This is a genomic window from Thiocystis violascens DSM 198, from assembly GCF_000227745.2.
Taxonomy (GTDB): domain Bacteria; phylum Pseudomonadota; class Gammaproteobacteria; order Chromatiales; family Chromatiaceae; genus Chromatium; species Chromatium violascens.
Window position 1 is genome coordinate 2,464,269 of sequence record NC_018012.1, and the last position, 16,661, is coordinate 2,480,929.

Below are 16,661 nucleotides of genomic sequence, written 5' to 3' on the forward strand. Positions count from 1 at the left end.
CGCTCCGCGCCGAGAAACCAGTACCTTAAAACCGATTATTCAGGGTCACGCTCTTCAACGGTTGCAACCAGAATGCCAGCGGCGACCCGCGCCTGAATACGGGTGCCGGGCGGGGCCTGATGCGGATCCCGGACAATCAAACCATCCGGCCAGCGCGTAACGATAGCGTAGCCGCGCGCCAGCGTGGCCAGTGGACTGAGCGCCTCCAGTCCGGCGATAGCACGCAGTAACCGCTCGCGCCGCTGTTCCGCCATCCGATGACGCGCCCGAGCGAGCCGCTGACCGAGCGCGTCCAGCATCATCCCCGCCCGTTCCAGCCGTCGCTCCGGCGAGACCGCACCCAGTCGCGCCACGACGGGGCGGAGCCGGTTCCGCGCGCCCCCCAGCCGCTCCGTCATAAGTGTCAGCAGGCGCTGTTGAGCGAAATCCAGACGCTGCGACTGTTGCTGCAAACGGGCGGCCGGATGCAGCAGCCCCAGATGGCGCACCGCGCCCGCCAGTCGTTGACGGACGCGGTCGAAGCGACGTTGCTGAACATCGGCCAGACGCACGGACAGCGCGGTCAATCGCTGCCGGACATGCTCGGACGAGGGCGCGACCAGTTCGGCCGCCGCCGAGGGCGTGGCCGCCCGCCGGTCCGCCACCAGATCGGCGATGGTGAAATCGCTCTCGTGACCGACTCCGCTGACCACCGGGATCGCGGAGGCGCGAATCGCCCGCGCCAGCAACTCGTCGTTGAAGGCGTTGAGATCTTCCAGCGAACCGCCGCCGCGCGCCAGGATCAGCACATCGCAGTCGGCGCGGGCATTGGCGAGCGCCAGCGCGGCGATCAGGGACGCGACCGCCGCCTCGCCCTGGACCTGCGCGGGATAAATGAGTACCGGCAGGGCGCCGAAACGCCGCTTGAGCACCGCGAGCAGATCGCGCACCGCCGCGCCCGAGGGCGAGGTAATCAGGCCCACCTGACGCGGAAAGGCCGGCAGCGGACGCTTGATCGCCTCCGCGAACAAACCCTCGCTGGCAAGCCGCTGTCTCAGCCGCTCGAACGCCAAACGCAGCGCGCCCTCGCCGCCCGGCTCCAGGTGCTCGACCACCAACTGGAAATCGCCGCGCGGCTCATAGAGCGTGACCCGCACACGCGCCAGAACCTGCTGGCCGTTCGCGGGTTTAAACGGCAGCAACAGCCGCTTGGCGCGGAACATGGCGCAACGCACCTGGGCCGCTTCGTCCTTGAGACTGAAATACAGATGTCCCGAAGCGGGCTGCGCCAAATTCGAGATCTCGCCCCGCACCCACAGCAGCGGGAAACTGCCATCGAGCACGGCCCGCACCTCGCTGGCGAGACGCGCCACGCTGTAGATGTCGCGGGAAAAATCAAGTCCCGCGTCAGTGGCGGTTTTCCGTGCGGTCAACAAGACTCCGCCCGGGCGGCCTGCCTGATCGCCTCCGTCGCCCTGAGACGGGTCATCGCCTCAAGCGCGGTAGCCAATCCGAAACCCACCCCAGTGGCGTCCTTTGACATAGACGGGCGCCGAGATGTCATGAAGAATCTCGCCCGTATCGCGCCGATAGGTCTGAATCAGGAAGGGTAATTCATGCACCCCGCATTGTTTGCCCACCGGGTCGTCGAAACGACGTTTGGTCCGGTTGTACGGCATGTCGCGTGCTTCGTCACCCGTCAGCGGCTGTGAAAAACGCCTGTTGTGAGTCGGAACATAGCCGCTGCGATCACAACCGATAGCATAGGTTATTTGGGTGTCGCGCTCCAGAATCGGCTCCTGAACGCGGGGAAACAGCCGGTCGGTCAGGGCGTCGAAATCGGTAGAGAATTTTTGCGGCCTGGTATTGGGGATCGGGCGATACGTCGGATCGAACAGCGCCTCTTCGCTCACCTCTCTGGCCGATATCGCGTGTTCCAGCACCCTGCCCACCTCCTCGGCCGCCTGCTGCACGATCGACGGCATGCGCTGATGGACTGCCCTTGCCTGGTTACCCGCATTGCCAAGACGAAAGACGTTGCTGATTTCATGCAGATTGGCGGCCAGTCCTTCGAGCCCCTGAGCCTCCTGGAGCGAGTTGGCCGCACCAACGGCGTTACGTTCGATCATGCCCATGATTTCATGCACATGCTCCAACACATGGTCGGCCTCGCGGCTTTGATGAGCAATCGCGGTCGCGATTTCGGCGATGCGCGCCATATTCTGTTCCGCGCCCTGATTGATGCGTTCGAGCGAACCGGCCGCCTGCCGGGCCAAATCAGCACCGGCATGGGCCTGATCGCTGCCCGCGCGGATCGCCACGATAGCGGCGCGGGTTTCGTTCTGGATGGCGGCGATCATGGAACTGATCTCGCTGGTGGCGGAGGCCGTGCGTTCGGCGAGCTTTCTCACCTCGTCGGCGACCACCGCAAAGCCGCGTCCCTGTTCGCCGGCACGCGCCGCCTCGATGGCGGCATTGAGCGCCAATAGATTGGTCTGCTCGGCAATCTCACGGATCACGCTGACGATGCCGCCGATCGCCTGCGAGCGATCTCCCAGCGCAGCGATCACCTGAGCGGACTCTTCGACCGATTCGGCGATGCGGTCGATCTCGGTCGATGCCGCCGACACCGCCTGCGTTCCTTCCTGTGAAAGATCCCGCGCATCCTGTGCATTATCAGCCGTTTTGGTCGCATGATCGGCGACGGCATTGACTCCAGCCGTCATCTGCTCAATGACCTGCGCCAGACTGAGCGACGCCTGCCGTTGATCATTCGAGCCGTCCGCCACGATGCGGGCATGGTCGGCCATCACATCGGCGGCGTCCGCCACCCGCTGCGCGTCGAAGATCACCTTGCCGATAATGCCCTGAAAACTCTCGATGAGCATATTGAAGCGCTCGACGCAGACACCGACTGGGCCGGCGGAGACGGGGGCACGGCGCGCGAGATCGCCGTCCAGGTGCATGCCTTGCAGTGTAGAGGCGAGAGCCGCCAGCGGACGGCCGATCCATTGTTGCAGGATGAGTGAGGAAATGACTGCGATGCACCCGCCGAGCAGTGCGTCACCGATCAGCGCCTGGAGTGACAGCTCGCCCATCAGCATCGTAAAGATCACCGCACCGATTCCCGATAAAACGCCGATGATGGCGCCAATTAACCAGAATGCCATAATGACCACCACCATCATCATCATGGCCTTGGCCATGAAACTGGTGCGTCCGGTTGGGCCGCGACAAGGCCCTTAACCATCCGACACCCCTTGAATAAAGTCCAGGCGCAACACGAATCCGAGCATTGAAGCGTCAAAAAACTCGCTGCCCGGTTAGTCTCGCGGCTCACCCGCGGCCTGCGCCGTCTGAAGCGGCGCCTGAAAAACGACCTGCCGTTGTCCGCCTTTCATCACCCATGAATTACTGGTAAATGGTGAGCTAACATTATAAAAGCAAGTTTACCACTCGGATTTGAAATCCTATACTCACGGGTTAATTTCCAGCCTTTGGAAACGATCCGCGGAGCCTGATTCCCATGCGCCTGATCCAGGAAGCACTGACCTTCGACGATGTCCTCCTTGTCCCCGCCCATTCCAGGGTGCTCCCGAACGAGGTGGATTTCCACACCAAGCTGACCCGCGGAATCGAACTGCGGATTCCCCTGGTCTCGGCCGCCATGGATACCGTCACCGAGGCCCGACTGGCGATTGCCATGGCGCTGGAAGGCGGCATCGGCATCATCCACAAGAACATGAACGCCGAACGTCAGGCCCGCGAGGTGCTGGCGGTCAAGAAATACGAGAGCGGCATCATCCGCAATCCCATCACGGTGGCGCCGGATGTCAGTGTCCGCGAGGTACTTGCGCTTACCCACGCCAATAACATCTCCGGCGTCCCGGTCACCGAGAACGGCAAACTGGTCGGCATCGTCACCGGACGCGATCTGCGTTTCGAGACCCGCATGAGCGCGCCGGTGTCGGCCATCATGACCCCCCAGGAGCGTCTGGTCACGGTGCGCGAGGGCGCCAGTCGCGAGGATGTAGTGAGCCTGCTGCACAAGCACCGAATCGAGAAGGTGCTGGTGGTCAATGACCGTTTCGAGCTGCGCGGACTGATCACCGTCAAGGATATTCAGAAGGCGAAGGACTTCCCCAAAGCCTCGCGCGATTCGCACGAACGGCTGCGCTGCGGCGCGGCGGTCAGTGTCGGGCGGGGCACCGAGGAGCGTATCGCCGCGCTGGTCGAGGCCGGGGTCGACGTGGTCGTGGTCGATACCGCACACGGTCACTCGCAGGGCGTGCTCGATCGCGTGAAGTGGGTCAAGACCCACTACCCCGATCTCCAGGTCATCGGCGGCAATATCGCCACCGCCGACGCCGCGCGGGCGTTGCGCGACGCGGGCGCGGATGCAGTGAAGGTCGGCATTGGACCAGGTTCAATTTGCACCACCCGCATCGTCGCCGGCGTCGGCGTCCCGCAGATTACGGCGGTCTCCAATGTCACCGAGGCGCTGGAAGGCAGCGGAGTGCCGGTGATCGCCGATGGCGGTCTGCGCTATTCGGGCGATGTCGCCAAGGTGATCGCCGCCGGTGCGCACAGCGTCATGATCGGCGGCATGTTCGCCGGCACTGACGAGGCGCCGGGCGAGGTCGAGATCTATCAGGGGCGTTCCTACAAGTCCTATCGCGGCATGGGCTCGCTGGGCGCCATGGGTTCCTCCGAGGGCTCCAGCGACCGCTATTTCCAGGAAGACACCGAGAAGGAAAAGCTGGTGCCCGAGGGTATCGAGGGGCGCGTTCCCTACAAGGGCAGCCTGATCAACGTGATCCATCAACTGGTCGGCGGTCTGGGCTCCAGTATGGGCTATACCGGCTGCGCCACCATTGAGGAGATGCGCACCAAGCCGGAGTTCGTTCGCGTCAGCTCGGCGGGGATGCGCGAGTCGCATGTGCATGATGTGCAGATTACGAAGGAAGCGCCGAATTATCGCATCGACAATTAAACCGTGTTCGGTGCGGCTAGCTCGCTTCGTGCTTGGGATCGACCTCGGTTGATCCCTCGAACGTCGGAGCGGACACGGTTTAAGTATTTTATTTTTCTATTTAAACCGCGTACCACCGAACGTTGGGGTCACTCTGGACCCTGGATTCACGCACGTCGATGCATCAGGCTCCAAAACGCGGTTTAACGAGGGAGGCGGCGGACATGTACACCCAACTCCAATACGAACAACACGATGACCGACCGACCGAGGATCACATCGTCCACCTCTCGGGCCTGAGTTGGGATGACTATGAGCGCCTGCTCGACATGCGCGGCGATCATTCGGCGCCGCGCATTGCCTATCTGGAGGGAGTCGTCGAGATCATGAGTCCATCCCGCACCCACGAGGCGCTCAAGTCATTGATCGGCTGTCTGGTCGAAACCTACTGCCTGGAACGCGACATCCCTTTCTCCGTCCTCGGCTCCTGGACGCTGAAGTCGGCCGATCGCACCCGGGGCGCCGAGCCGGACGAGTGTTATATCTTCGGCGACCCGGAGCGCGAGCGCCCGCACCTGGCCATCGAGGTCGTCTGGACCTCGGGGCGCATCGACAAACTCGACATCTACCGTAAGCTCGGCGTGGCCGAGATCTGGTACTGGCGCAAGGGCCGGATTCAGCCCTACGGACTGCGCGACGAGCGCTATGTTCCGCTCGTCGCGAGCGAAGCACTGCCTGGACTCGATCTGGATCTGCTCATGTCCTTTCTCGACCGCCCGACGACCTACGAAGCGATCCGAGCCTATCGGGAAGCGTTGCGGCTCGCACTGCCACGGGAGCATTGAAGGCGATGAATCCCGCGGATCTCTATGATCGGGACGTCCGGGTCTGGGCGGAAACCCAGGTGCGTCTTCTCAAACAAGGCAGAATCCGCGAGTTGGACGTGGAGCATCTCGTCGCGGAGCTTGAAGACATGGGGAAAAGCCATCTTCGCGAACTGGAAAGTCGTTTTATCGTTCTGATCGCTCATTTGCTCAAATGGCAATTCCAATTGGAGACCCTGGCGGCTCAATGGCGGGACTTTGAGGGAAAGAGTTGGCGCAAGACCATCATCGAGCAGCGCGTTCAACTCGCCTTCTTGCTCGATCAAGTGCCAAGCCTTAAACCAGCGCTTCAAGCGGCCATGGCGGCGGCGTATCCCGCGGCACGCCAGCTGACGATTAAGGAAACCAACTTGGCGCCAAAACTATTTCCGCCCACCTGCCCTTACGCGGTGGACCAACTTCTTGACGAAGACTTCTATCCCGAGACCGAAGGACGCTCCTGAACCCCATGCCCAACATCCACGCCGACCGCATCCTGATCCTGGACTTCGGATCTCAATACACCCAGTTGATCGCCCGGCGCGTGCGCGAGGCCGGGGTCTATTGCGAACTCCACCCTTACGACCTGGATGCCCAGGCCATCCGCGATTTCGCACCCAGCGGGGTGATCCTCTCGGGCGGGCCGCAATCCGTCCATGAGGCCGAAACGCCGCGCGCCGATCCGCTGGTGTTCGACCTCCAGGTACCGGTGCTGGGCATCTGTTACGGCCTGCAAACCATGACCGCGCAGCTCGGCGGCGAAGTCGTCCCGGCGACCCATCGCGAATATGGCTATGCCCAAGTCCGCGCGCGCGGGCACTCGCGGCTGCTACGCGATATCGAGGATCACGCCAGCCCCGAGGGCTACGGACTCCTGGATGTCTGGATGAGCCACGGCGACCGCGTGGAATCGCTGCCGCCGGGCTTTCAGGTCATCGCCGAAACCGAGAACGCCCCGCTGGCCGGAATCGCCGACGAGGAGCGCCGCTTCTATGGGGTGCAGTTCCATCCCGAGGTCACGCATACCCGCCAGGGTCAGCGGATCATCGAACGCTTCGTGCACGAGATCTGCGGCTGCGGGCGTCTCTGGACGCCGGACAACATCATCGAGGACAGTCTCGCGACGATCCGCGCCCAGGTGGGCACCGACAAGGTTCTGCTCGGACTCTCCGGCGGCGTCGATTCCAGCGTGGTCGCCGCCCTCCTCCACCGCGCCATCGGCGATCAACTCACCTGCGTCTTCGTCGACAACGGACTGCTGCGACTGGGTGAAGGCGATCAGGTGATGAGCACCTTTGCCCGTCACATGGGTGTGCGCGTGATCCGGGTCGATGCCGAGGAGCGCTTTCTCGGGCGGCTCAAGGGCGTGAGCGATCCGGAACAGAAACGCAAGATCATCGGCAATACCTTTATCGAGGTGTTCGACGACGAGGCCAGCAAGATCCAGGACGTGCAGTGGCTGGCGCAGGGCACCATCTACCCGGACGTGATCGAGTCCGCCGGCGCCAAGAGCGGCAAGGCCAAGGTCATCAAATCGCATCACAATGTCGGCGGACTGCCGGACGACATGAACCTCAAACTGGTCGAACCCCTGCGCGAGTTGTTCAAGGACGAGGTACGCCGGATCGGGGTCGAACTGGGTCTGCCCTCCGAGATGGTCTATCGCCATCCCTTTCCCGGCCCCGGCCTTGGCGTGCGAATCCTGGGCGAAGTGCAGCGACACGACGCCCACACGCTCCGTCTGGCCGATCACATCTTCATCGAGGAACTGCGCCGGGCCGATCTTTATGACCAGGTCTCGCAAGCATTCGCGGTGTTTTTACCCGTGCGCTCGGTCGGCGTGGTCGGCGACAACCGCCAGTATGCCCATGTCATCGCCCTGCGCGCGGTCGAGACACTGGACTTCATGACCGCCCGCTGGGCGCATCTGCCCTATGAGTTTCTCGATCTGGTCTGCCGGCGCATCGTCAACGAAGTGCCCGGCGTCTCGCGCGTGGTGTATGACATCACCGGCAAGCCGCCGGGGACGATCGAGTGGGAGTAGCCGTTAAACCGCGCCCAGAGTGAGAAACGTAGTTTCGTGGTCTTCCCCAGTTTTGTGCTACGACGGACGGTCGGCGAGGCGCGGTTTAAAATGATTTTTAAAATTAAATATTTAAACCGCGTCAGCGCCGATGCTCGTTGGCTCGCGCGAGGCCGAACGAATCTAAAAACGACGCATACCGTTCCGGACGCGGTTTAGACGCAAAAAGATCGCATTTTCCAACGCCTGAAGACAGGCCGACGCGATGCAACAAGATCCGCGATATTCTCTTCTCGTCGCTGGTCAAGACGGAGCAGCGGAGCGCAGCACCTCGACCTGCGCCACACTGAGTCCGGTGGCCTGCGCGATCTGCCCATCGCTGAGCACGCCTAACTGGATCAGGTTGCGGGCGGTTTCCTGACGGCCTTTTTGCAGTCCGAGCCGCTCGCCTTCCTCACGGCCTTCCTGACGACCTTTCTGCATCCCGATCTGTTCGCCCTCCTCTCGTGCCTCCTTGAGCAGGGACGCCTCGTCGCGCAGCGCCCGCTCGCGCACGAACGCCAGCCGTCGCGCTTCGTCGTCGGCGCTCAGCCGACGCACCTGATTGAGCGCCTCGCGGATCGGCGCATGCTCGATTTCGGCCATGGTTTGCTCCTCTCGCCAATGCTCGAAAAAGTTGATCCAGTCACGCAATGGACCCGTTTCCTGTCGCAGACGATCCGCCTTTTTCAATTCGATCAGGGTCAACTGGAGTCGGTTCCAGAGCGTGACTTGGGGTTGATGCGCGTCGCGCATCTCGAAACGCCAGAGAGCTTGCGCGCATTGTTCGGAATTGGCGATAAAAAGGTCGAAGTCCAACAGGTGGATCCCGACCGCCGCGCGCAGGGTGTCATAATGTATTTGCCGCGCAGTTCCTCGGCACGGATGCCGGGATTGAGGATCTCGACTGCGCGGATTTCGGGCAGGTCCGGGCGTAGGTCGTTGATCAAGGCGACCAGCAATGAGGGGTCTTCGCCGAAGATGCGTTTGAAGACGTAGTCGTTCTTGGGGTCGAGCAGGTCGGCGGCGGAGACGCTGGACATGACGGGGCGCGGGTGATACGGCGGATGCCGTGAGCGGTCACGGTAGCGCATTGGGCCGGCTCCGGTCAGTGCATCGCGCGATCGCCGAGAGGGGCGCGAGGGGCGCGAGGGGTAGTCGAACCGGCTCGCGCTAGTGCAACTGTGCGAAAGTCCCAAGACCGTCTCAGGTCGTTGTCGTTGTCGTAATCGTGATCTCGACATGGCGAATATTCGATTACGACAACGACAACGACAACGACAACGAGGAGATGAGGCCCCGGTCTCGGAACTTGGGCAAGGCCACGGCGAGTCATCACGCGCGGCAGAGCCGCTCAAACGGGATGCCGGGGCGGAGCCCCGACACCAAAAAATACCCGCCCTTACCCGATTGGGCACTATGGATTGGCAGCGGTACTCTGCTTGGACCGATAAAGCTCGGCTGCTTCAGGGGACTTCGATTTCCAAGTGTGTCCACAGTTGCCGCAACGGCATTCATATAGCCCCGACCCAAGTTCAGAAACTACCTCTACAGTGCGGAAGACATCGTTACTCAGTTTCTGTCGCGCGATGTTTTGGCCGTTAGCGTCGCGGCACTTGGAGCAATAGATATTAGAGGACATTGAATTGATCCTCCGTCATCGGGATGGCACTACGTAATATTTAGGGAGTGCTCGCAGCCAGCGCTTAACGTTCATATTCAGTTCTCCGTTTGTTGCCCAACCGGTGATTATCAGGGCTACCCAGCCCTGATAAGCCGAAATTATCCGAAGTTTCATACAATATCGCCTGAATTTTCGGGGTATTGTGCCCCATCGGGACGCGGGCACCCTGATAACCTGATAATTTCGGCATTGTCAGGCAAATTTGCCTGACACTCCCCGTGTGGAGCTATTATCAAGCCCCGTAGTACCGCTCTCAAACCCCGCACCCACCCCGCCCTGGGAGCGCGGGCGTCTCGCCCGCCAGTGGCCAGGATGGCCGTGCTCCCAGCGGAGTCCCCTCGAAGCTGACCAGCAGATGCTCATGGAAGTCATAATCATGCTGTCGTTTGGCCGCGCAGTAGCAATGATCCGCGATCCCCGTAAAGCTCCGGCCGTGCGGCGCGCGGGTGATGACACATACGGGCATGGGGAATCCATCGACCAAGCGAATCGGATCGGCCATCGCTCCCAAGCGCCGGGCCCGCCCCTGATGCAGCGCCGGTTTCGCCGCCCAGAGGCCGGACGCCTGCTGGGCGAAGGTCGTGCGCGAAACCTAAGCCCGGAAACCAAGACCGCCAGTGCCCACAAAAGAAGTGCCAGATCTGCCGATCCGTATCGCGACCGAGACATTCTCCCGCCACTGTCATCGTGATGACCCCACTGTCACTCAGTTTTGGAGGGAATCCACGCTGACGTAACCGCTTCCCGCAAAAATAATTTAGGGAGTCGATCATCGATCCAACAAAAACCGAGGGAACCTCAGTCTTCGAGCGGCATGGCGACCTCCGGGGCAACATTGAGGTGGCTGGTTTCCTCTCTCAACATCGCTCGGATGGCCATGTCGCGCCTCAGCGACCTCCTACCCAGAAAACTCAAACATAGCGTAAGGCTATCTATCGCCCTTTCTCGTGGCGGCAAAACCGGAGAAGCCCAGGAGTATTAATACACCTGAGCCAAACAGGGTAAGTGTTGAGGGGTTTGGTACAGCGGAAACACCCTCGGCAACAATCACAGGAGCTTTAAATTCAACTCCCGTGAAATTTGAAGTGCTATCCTCCACTTTAAGTCCTAAAAACTGCACGCCAGAGCCTTTGTAGATGTTAACGAAATATGTGAGATCGAAGTAGCTATAGCTTCCAAAAGCGCTGATCGACAAAAATCCGGCATAGCTATTTGCATCCAAATCACTTTTTGTAACGACGCCATCTCCATCATATCGAATAATTCTTACAGTGTCGGTTAGCCCGACCCCTTGTGGTTGGCTTACAGGAGAAAGCTCCAAAAGATAGGAGTCCGCTTCTGGGAGAGCAAAAACATCAATCTCAAGGAGCGCCTGGTAATATAAAAGATCATTTACAAAAAAGCGGTCAGGGTAACTAGGAAAATTAGCATAAGAAGTAGAGAATGAGCCGTAATCGACAGGATCGAATCGCATTGCCGTGGCACCAGCCACTCCAGGAAGAATAAACGTGAAGCAAACGAACAAGGTTATGCAAGTTCTAGTCATGTTGTTTCCTTCCGGATTAGCACTGATGGGACAAGACGCCACGTAAGTGTAGCCTAGACAAAAGAAATATTGCTACCCTACCCCGGTTATGAGCTGCCCGTCAGCGGGCGGGTGGGGGCATCCCCGGTTCGGTCCCTGCTCCTGCTGGGTGCCCCTAGCGAGGTAGGGTGGGTAGAGTGGCCACTCACTGATGTTGATGATTGGCACAGATGCTGGCTGGTCACGAAACCCACCGAACCAACCCACCAACGCCTGATCTTGAACGCCATCGGGAAACCATTCAACTCCCTTCGACTTCGCTCAGTCCGGTAGCCCGTTAGCGGGAAGGGTACGCTACGCCGCACCCATGCGGAAAGTGGCCTTCACCCCGCCCCACACGTTTAACGGTCGCCCGTTGTTGGCACAAACCGTTAACACGTTCCGGACGGGGCGAATGCGCTGTCCGGCCTGAGTTGTCCCCACCGCCGCGCCCGGCTAGACTGCCGGCATGCACCATCCCATCGACCCCAAGATCGACTGCGTCTTCAAGGCCCTGCTGGGCGCGGACGCCAATCGCGCGCTGCTGCTTCATTTTCTTAACGCCATTCTCGGCCCGGCGCTCGCCGCCCCGATCGCCGAGGTCGAAATCCTCAACCCCTACAACGACAAGGAGTTTCTCGACGACAAACTCAGCATCGTCGACGTCAAGGCCCGCGACCTGCGCGCGCGCATCCTCTACGCTTGGGCCGACCTCTACAGCGCCCAACTGAGCACGGGCGCCGACTATCGCACCCTCAAACCCACTTACGCCATCTGATTGCTGGGCGAGAACCTGTTACGCGACACCGCCGAGTACGTCCACGACTTTCGCCTGCGCGACGCCCACGGCCGCGCGTTGCTCGACCACGGCGGCATCTGGCTGCTGGAGTTGAACAAATTCCACGCCGACCCGGTCCAACCCGAACAAGAACGCTGGCTCAAATTCTTCAAGGACGGCGAGCGTCTCGACGCCGATTGCCCTGCCGCCCTGGATGCAAACCGACGAGATGAGGCAAGCCATGACCACCCTGAAAGCCTTCTCCGACAAAGACCGCGCCTATCACGCCTACCAGGCACGCCAGAACTATCTGCGCGAGCAAAGCTGCATTCAGCGCGACCTCGACGAACTCCGCGCCGAGCTTGAACGGGAACGGGCCAATGCCGTTCGACCGTCATCGTTGACGGCAACTGTAACCCCGGTGGCGTCAGCTGCAAGTCGGCGATCCCAGGCTGGAACCTACGCCTACGGGTTTAGCAATCGCTGCCGAGACAGGGATAATCGGTATAGCCGCGCTCGTCGCCGCCATAGAAGGTCGCGGGGTCGGGCTCGTTCAGCCGGGCGTTGCGGCGTAACCGCTCGACCAGATCGGGGTTGGAGATGAAGAGCTTGCCGAAGGCGATCAAGTCGGCGCTATCGGCCGCGCGAGCGGTCAGCGCAAGATCGCGCGTGTAACCGTTGTTGGCGATATAGGTTCCCTTGAACAACTGACGCAACCGGGCAAGCTGGAAGGGATGACCGGTCTCGCGCGGACCGCCGGTCACGCCTTCGATGACATGCAGGAAACCGATGCCGCGCGCCGACAACTCGCTGACGACATGGGTGAACAGCGGCTCGGGATCGGAGTCGTCGATATCGTTGACCGGCGAGAGCGGCGAGAGACGCACGCCGACATGATCCTTCTCCCAGACTTCAAGCACCGCATCGGTGACTTCAAGCAGCAGCCGGGCGCGGTTTGCGATGGCGCCGCCGTAGATGTCGGTACGCCGATTGGTCTTGTCCCGCAGAAACTGATCGAGCAGATATCCGTTGGCCGCATGGATCTCGATCCCATCGAAACCCGCCTCTTGCGCACGGCGGGCCGCCTGTCGGTAGTCCGCCACGAGACCGGGGATTTCGTCGAGTTCGAGCGCGCGCGGCGTCACCATGTCGACCATTCCCTGGCCAGTGAACACCTGGCCGACCGGCATCACCGCCGAGGGCGCGACCGGGAGCGCACCGCCATCCTGCAGGTCGGGATGCGAGATGCGCCCGACATGCCAGAGTTGGATGACGATCCTGCCGCCCACGGCATGCACGGCGTCGGTCACCTGTCGCCAGCCCGCGATCTGCCCGGCGCTGTAAATCCCCGGCGTTTGGATATACCCCTTGCCCTGCGGCGAAATCTGCGACGCCTCGCTGATCAGCAGACCGGCACTGGCGCGCTGTGCATAATAGGTCGCCATCAAGGGTGTCGGCACATCGCCCGCGCCCGCGCGGCTGCGCGTCAGCGGCGCCATGACGAGCCGGTTGGCGAGTGTCAGGCTGCCAAGCCGGTAGGGTTGAAAGAGGTCGCTGGTCGGTTCGGTAGCCATGTCTGGGTTCTCGTTCGATGGGAGACGATGTGGAGTGGATTGGCGCATGATTCTGCCATATTGACCGAGATCCTGCCCCGGACTTGCAGGGATCGGGTTTCGCTTCAAAGGAGAAACGCTCAGTTGGATGTCGTTGACAGCCGCTCGGATCAAGACTGGATGCGCCTTGCGCTGACACTGGCTCAGCGCGCCGCCGCGGCGGGCGAGGTGCCGGTGGGCGCGCTGCTGGTCCGAGACGGCGTGATCATTGGCGAGGGCTGGAATCGCCCGATTAAGACACATGACGCCAGCGCCCATGCCGAAATCCAGGCGCTGCGCGATGCTGGCCAGCGGGTCGGGAATTACCGTCTGCCCGGCACAACCCTGTATGTCACCCTGGAGCCCTGCGTCATGTGCGCCGGGGCCATCGTTCACGCCCGCGTCGGGCAAGTCATCTATGGAGCGCCCGACCCCAAGGCCGGCGCCTGCGGCAGCGTCTTCGACCTTCTGCCCTCGGACGCTCGCTTTAATCACCGCACCGATTGCAAAGGCGGCGTTCTAACCGATGACTGCGCCGAAACCCTGCGTGCCTTTTTTCGGGCACGGCGTTCAACCGCGTTCAAAGCGGCAACCTCACGACCGGAGACATCGATCATGTCCATTGACAACGTCTACAGCGACGACGCCATCCGCAACCGGCTCGCGACCGAACTCCCACGCTGGTCCCTCGATGCGGGCTGTCTCCAGCGCACCTACCGCACCAGCGGCTGGAAGGGGACGCTGATGGTGATCAACACGGTGGGGCATCTGGCGGAAGCCGCCTGGCATCACCCGGATTTGACGGCCTCCTATGACCGCGTGACCGTCAGTCTGACGACCCATTCGGCAAAGGGCGTCACCGACAAGGATTTTGAGCTGGCGAACCGGATCGAGGAGACGGTGATGTGGCGTCCGGCCAGCGGAAGCGCGTTGGAAGGGACGCCGGATGACGTCCGATACGCATACATCCAATACGATTAGGCCATCCGGAGATCAATCCCAGTTCAGCGCCCCGCCGGTCTGGTACTCGGTCACGCGCGTCTCGAAGAAGTTTTTTTCCTTCTTGAGATCCAGCACCTCGGACATCCAGGGGAAGGGATTGCTGGCGCCCGGATACTGCTCGGGCAACCCGATCTGGGCGCAGCGGCGGTTGGCGATAAACTGGAGATATTCCTCGAACATGGGCGCGTTCAGGCCCAGCACGCCGCGCGGCATGGTGTCGTGGGCATAGCGCGATTCCATCGCGACCGCGTCGCGGATCATGGTCACGAGTTCCTCCCGGAACTCCGGCGTCCACAGATGCGGGTTCTCGATCTTGATCTGGTTGATGACATCGATGCCGAAGTTCATGTGCATGGATTCGTCGCGCAGGATGTATTGGAACTGCTCGGCGGTGCCGGTCATCTTGTTACGCCGACCCATGCTCAACACCTGCACGAAACCGACATAGAAAAAGATGCCCTCGAAGATCACGTAGAAGGCGACCAGTTCGCGCAGCAACGTCTGGTCGTTCTCTCGCGTACCCGTGTTGAAATGCGGGTCGGCCAGATGCTGGGTGTAAGGCAATGCCCACTCGGCCTTACGCGCGACGGAGGGCACCTCGCGGTACATATTGAAGATTTCGCCCTCGTCCAGACCCAGGCTCTCGACCACGTACTGATAGGCGTGGGTGTGCAACGCCTCCTCGAACGCCTGACGCAGCAGATACTGGCGGCACTCGGGGTTGCTGATGTGACGATAGACCGCCAGCACCAGATTGTTCGCGACCAGCGAATCGGCGGTCGAGAAAAAGCCCAGGTTGCGTTTGACGATGGTCCGCTCATCGTCGGTCAGTCCGTTCGGATCCCGCCAGAGCGCGATGTCCGCGTTCATGTTGATCTCTTGCGGCATCCAATGATTGGCGCAGGCGTCGAGATATTTCTGCCAGGCCCAGTCGTATTTGAAGGGCACGAGCTGATTGAGATCCGCCCGGCAGTTGATGATCTTTTTGTCGTCGACCCGCACCCGACCCGCGCCCAGTTCCAGGCTTTCGAGTCCGGTGGCGCCGCCGGCGGCACCCTGGTCAGGCTCCTGGTGTGAGCCGGGGATGAGCGGATCCTCGATGGACAGTTCGGCCTGTTGGTTCGCGGCGGCGGCAAAGGGATCGGGAGCGACCACGGGCGCCGCGCCGGCGCTCTCCATCAGGTTTAGATTGGCGACCAGCCCCTGACCGGGCCGCGCATGGGCGCGGGTATCGTGGGATTGAAAGCGCGTCCTGTAATCAGCGCGCGGACTCGGCAGGGTATCCAACCGGTCGTCCGGACTCTCCGAAGTCGGCAGGATGCCGGCAAGACGGGAAGCGCCGGGCTTGGCCGCGGCGAGTGGATCGTCCCAATTCAGCATGGTGGTCTGTCCTCAATTCTTGGGTGCGAGAGATCCGCCATGTAGGGGCGATTTAAATCGCCCCTACAAGATTTGGCCAGACGATCCGTCGCAGGCGTTCGCGCGGCGCCGGGCGTGCGTCGAACACGCCGGGTTATTTTAGGGCATCCAGACAGGATATCTAGTCTCAAACACTATATATTGTGTTTTTCTTGAGCTAAAAGCATTTATCTAGTTTTTCTTCGATCCACAGCCGCCGTAGGCTGGGCGCTTCCAGTTCGTCCCGCATCCCGTCGCCGGTCACCGCAGCCGTCTCGCAAGGCACCGGAGCGCCAGGCGCGGCATTGCGCGCATCGGAGAGATAGGTCGAAATAAGTCCGTGAAGTTCCGCTGCGGCACGTTTGGCATGATCGAACGGCAAGCGGTCGAAACAGATCAGGGTGGGCTTGATCCTGAGATGCGATTCCGGAATGGCGAAGCGCTCGAAAATCGCGCGGGCGTTGCTTTCCAACGAATCAAAATGACTTCGCAACAGGGCATCGCAACTCGGCGGAAGCGTGACATAGTCCCAGAGCACGTCGGCCGATGTCTCGCCACTGCGCACGACGACATAAGGCGTCTGGGCCTGGCGGCAGACATGGAACCAATCGCTATCGGCGAAGGCGTCCCTGGCGTCGATCAGGTCGAATGGGGCGTCTGACATGGGAAAGGGTCTGCTGAGAATGGAGGCGGGATTGCCGGCGCATCGTAGCAGATCCTTGATCTTGCGAAACGGGAAGCGGAAAAACTCCCGTAACTCTCAGTTG

Annotated in this window: 14 protein-coding genes and 2 pseudogenes; 7 read left to right on the forward strand and 9 right to left on the reverse strand. The window is 61.3% G+C overall.

Going from position 1 to position 16,661, the window contains the following annotated elements; genetic code table 11:
- Positions 1 to 35 precede the first annotated feature (35 nt).
- Both xseA and THIVI_RS10950 read right to left on the reverse strand, forming a co-directional pair.
- Complete coding sequence (xseA, locus tag THIVI_RS10945; protein WP_014778658.1) at positions 36 to 1,412, reverse strand: exodeoxyribonuclease VII large subunit; 1,377 nt, start codon at positions 1,410 to 1,412, stop codon at positions 36 to 38.
- Between the two features lie 60 nt (positions 1,413 to 1,472).
- On the reverse strand, positions 1,473 to 3,185 hold the full coding sequence (locus tag THIVI_RS10950; RefSeq protein ID WP_245537427.1) for a methyl-accepting chemotaxis protein: 1,713 nt from the start codon (positions 3,183 to 3,185) through the stop codon (positions 1,473 to 1,475).
- 320 nt (positions 3,186 to 3,505) lie between these two features.
- On the opposite strand from THIVI_RS10950, the gene guaB reads away from it, so the two are divergent.
- From guaB to guaA, 4 genes are all read left to right on the forward strand, one after another.
- Positions 3,506 to 4,972: an IMP dehydrogenase gene (guaB, locus tag THIVI_RS10955; protein WP_014778660.1), complete on the forward strand. Its 1,467-nt coding sequence runs from the start codon at positions 3,506 to 3,508 to the stop codon at positions 4,970 to 4,972.
- Between the two features lie 203 nt (positions 4,973 to 5,175).
- Positions 5,176 to 5,796, forward strand: coding sequence for a Uma2 family endonuclease (locus THIVI_RS10960; RefSeq protein WP_014778661.1), 621 nt, complete (start codon positions 5,176 to 5,178; stop codon positions 5,794 to 5,796).
- A 5-nt stretch (positions 5,797 to 5,801) separates the two neighbouring features.
- Positions 5,802 to 6,278 (forward strand): DUF29 domain-containing protein, encoded by a 477-nt coding sequence (locus THIVI_RS10965; protein ID WP_014778662.1) that lies wholly within the window; start codon positions 5,802 to 5,804, stop codon positions 6,276 to 6,278.
- A gap of 5 nt (positions 6,279 to 6,283) precedes the next feature.
- The gene (guaA, locus tag THIVI_RS10970) at positions 6,284 to 7,858 is read left to right on the forward strand and encodes a glutamine-hydrolyzing GMP synthase (protein ID WP_014778663.1); all 1,575 of its coding nucleotides are present in this window, start codon (positions 6,284 to 6,286) and stop codon (positions 7,856 to 7,858) included.
- A 282-nt stretch (positions 7,859 to 8,140) separates the two neighbouring features.
- Here guaA and THIVI_RS10975 read toward each other — a convergent pair whose 3' ends face one another.
- The 4 genes from THIVI_RS10975 to THIVI_RS24710 form a co-directional block, all read right to left on the reverse strand.
- The gene (locus tag THIVI_RS10975) at positions 8,141 to 8,695 is read right to left on the reverse strand and encodes a PD-(D/E)XK nuclease family transposase (protein WP_425358604.1); all 555 of its coding nucleotides are present in this window, start codon (positions 8,693 to 8,695) and stop codon (positions 8,141 to 8,143) included.
- On the reverse strand, positions 8,581 to 8,919 hold the full coding sequence (locus THIVI_RS26315; RefSeq protein ID WP_425358608.1) for a hypothetical protein: 339 nt from the start codon (positions 8,917 to 8,919) through the stop codon (positions 8,581 to 8,583). Before THIVI_RS26315 ends, THIVI_RS10975 begins: the two co-directional genes overlap by 115 nt.
- Before the next feature lie 894 nt (positions 8,920 to 9,813).
- Entirely contained in the window at positions 9,814 to 10,026 is a 213-nt protein-coding gene (locus tag THIVI_RS24705) for a hypothetical protein (RefSeq protein ID WP_157174425.1), read from the reverse strand.
- 462 nt (positions 10,027 to 10,488) lie between these two features.
- Positions 10,489 to 11,034, reverse strand: coding sequence for a hypothetical protein (locus THIVI_RS24710; protein WP_157174426.1), 546 nt, complete (start codon positions 11,032 to 11,034; stop codon positions 10,489 to 10,491).
- 559 nt (positions 11,035 to 11,593) lie between these two features.
- On the opposite strand from THIVI_RS24710, the pseudogene THIVI_RS26320 reads away from it, so the two are divergent.
- Positions 11,594 to 12,287: pseudogene (locus THIVI_RS26320) on the forward strand (PD-(D/E)XK nuclease family transposase); the annotation flags it as partial.
- 88 nt (positions 12,288 to 12,375) lie between these two features.
- Here THIVI_RS26320 and THIVI_RS10985 read toward each other — a convergent pair.
- Complete coding sequence (locus THIVI_RS10985; RefSeq protein WP_014778667.1) at positions 12,376 to 13,476, reverse strand: alkene reductase; 1,101 nt, start codon at positions 13,474 to 13,476, stop codon at positions 12,376 to 12,378.
- Between the two features lie 123 nt (positions 13,477 to 13,599).
- Between THIVI_RS10985 and tadA the strand changes: the two are divergent.
- Positions 13,600 to 14,067: pseudogene (gene tadA, locus THIVI_RS10990) on the forward strand (tRNA adenosine(34) deaminase TadA); the annotation flags it as partial.
- Between the two features lie 42 nt (positions 14,068 to 14,109).
- Positions 14,110 to 14,475, forward strand: a complete 366-nt coding sequence (locus THIVI_RS23675) for a 4a-hydroxytetrahydrobiopterin dehydratase (RefSeq protein WP_083845820.1) — start codon at positions 14,110 to 14,112, stop codon at positions 14,473 to 14,475.
- Positions 14,476 to 14,487: 12 nt separating this feature from the next.
- On the opposite strand, the gene THIVI_RS10995 is transcribed toward THIVI_RS23675, so the two are convergent.
- On the reverse strand, positions 14,488 to 15,876 hold the full coding sequence (locus tag THIVI_RS10995) for a ribonucleotide-diphosphate reductase subunit beta (RefSeq protein ID WP_014778669.1): 1,389 nt from the start codon (positions 15,874 to 15,876) through the stop codon (positions 14,488 to 14,490).
- 196 nt (positions 15,877 to 16,072) lie between these two features.
- Positions 16,073 to 16,558 (reverse strand): hypothetical protein, encoded by a 486-nt coding sequence (locus tag THIVI_RS11000; RefSeq protein ID WP_014778670.1) that lies wholly within the window; start codon positions 16,556 to 16,558, stop codon positions 16,073 to 16,075.
- Between the last annotated feature and the right edge of the window lie 103 nt (positions 16,559 to 16,661).